General features: G+C 31.9%; 1 protein-coding gene and 1 pseudogene. Both read left to right on the top strand.

The genetic code is table 11. From position 1 onward, the window contains the following. The coding region (locus ACFINU_RS09705) for a hypothetical protein (RefSeq protein ID WP_375667642.1) at window positions 1–227 on the top strand (227 nt) is incomplete at its 5' end. Window positions 228–1,092: 865 nt separating this feature from the next. Further along, window positions 1,093–1,556 (top strand): annotated as a pseudogene (locus ACFINU_RS09700) (type ISP restriction/modification enzyme); the annotation flags it as partial. Window positions 1,557–1,795 lie beyond the last annotated feature (239 nt).

Here is a 1,795-nt window from a genome sequence, read left to right as displayed (position 1 = left end):
CAATGGCACGAAAAATTCTCAAAAGAGAACTTTGGCGTAAAAATACACAAAACAATACAGATTGCCCCCGCTTTGCACTATTCATGAAGCATGATTTAAAAGAACTTCATGGAACCTCTAACAAGTCCACTCAAAACAGCCACTGCCCTATAACGCTTTTAACAAAAGCACATACCTCTGTGACCAAAAAAGTGACACTAGAAAAACTGCTTTATTTTAACTGCTGAAGATTTCTCCCCCACATTTATATAAAGAAACCTCTAAACAAAACTGTTTAGCCCGTCAATGGTTAATACATCAATATCACCAGTTTAATGCTACAATATATTTATCAATAATTAGAGATAAACCCTCTCTCCAGCTCCTCTAAGCCACTCAACACGCATATAAACGAGACATCATGCGATCAAGAACATCCTGTCGTCAAAAACCATCATAGAAAACAATAAAGAAACCTCTTTGAGAGCCTTTCAAGACAATTACGCAAAACTCTTTTTCCTGCCTTTTCTCACCAAATGTGGAGAGCAAACAAAATCTTGATTTTCTAATAAGTTATATTTAATGGCATTCTCATCAAAGGAACCTTTCTCCAAAGATAATGATCTGAACAGAAGAGTTTTGTCCAGTGTTGTCAGTTCTTTTTAGAGCCTATATTATTTTTTTAAATGAGAGAAAATTAAAAACATTATATTTCAATAGGTTAGAGTTTTAACGATACAACCTATATCGACAATACAATCTTAAATACAATCAATAATATATTATTTGTCAGTTTGTGTCAGTAAATTAAACTGACAAAATAGACTATTTTAGTGACTCATAAAACCTATCAAAATACTCATTATGATATCTTAAAAGCACATATCAAATTTGTCTTTTTTCCATAAAACGAACAGCAAATTTCACTAGTTTGCTGATCTTATCCCATGTCATGGGCTGTGGATAAGTACCTTTAAAAACCCCTTTTGAAAAAATTTATCCGTTTTTTCGCATTTTTCTGCATTTTTTCTCAATTCGTTCAAAATGGATTTAATAAGCTTCGTTTTGATTCTTTTGATAAGAATTAACCAACTCATATGAAAACGGAGCCCTGTTGTAACAGGGCGTGAACTCAGTCACTTGCACGTGAATTATGAAACTGTAGAGCCGTATCCAGTAACCTTTAAAAAGGGTAATCCTAAATTAACAAAGATCTCTAATCCCGAAAAATTCTATTATGTAACTGAAATGAAATTCGCAAAAATTAAGAATAGTAAGAAAAAGAATAAATCAACTGTTATCTACAACAGCAATATCATCATGACAGATATCCCTCTTGAAGCTTATGAGTATATCGTTAATGGTAAACTTGCTCTTGAATGGGTTATGGGGTGTCAATGTGTAAAAACAAATAAAAAGAGTGGTATTGTTAATGATGCCAATCGTTATGCTGTTGAGATCGTTGGAAATCCTGCTTATCCATATTGGAGTTGTTTCAAAGGGTTATTACTGTAAGTTTAGAAACAATGAAAATCGTGAAAAAACTACCAAAATTAGAAATAAGAGAAACTGAATAGACTTGGCATGCTAAACTCACAAGGGGTATAGAGCTTATAACCATAATCTATACCTCTCTTGTTAAGTTGATTACATACAATCTTTAAAAGGAGTGTTTATATGCGTTATTCTAAAAAGAAATCATTTGCACTTTTAAATACTCTCATTTGGATTGCTTTAAAACTTTTAAGAAACCCACTCTTAAATAGAATTAGATTTTTTTACATTGCCTTTAAAAGATTATACCGTAATCTAAAAT

The organism is Bartonella sp. AC130YNZD, assembly GCF_042196865.1.
Taxonomy (GTDB): domain Bacteria; phylum Pseudomonadota; class Alphaproteobacteria; order Rhizobiales; family Rhizobiaceae; genus Bartonella.
The sequence above is the reverse complement of the archived record's forward strand: the minus strand, read 5'-3'. Positions and strand labels throughout refer to the sequence as shown.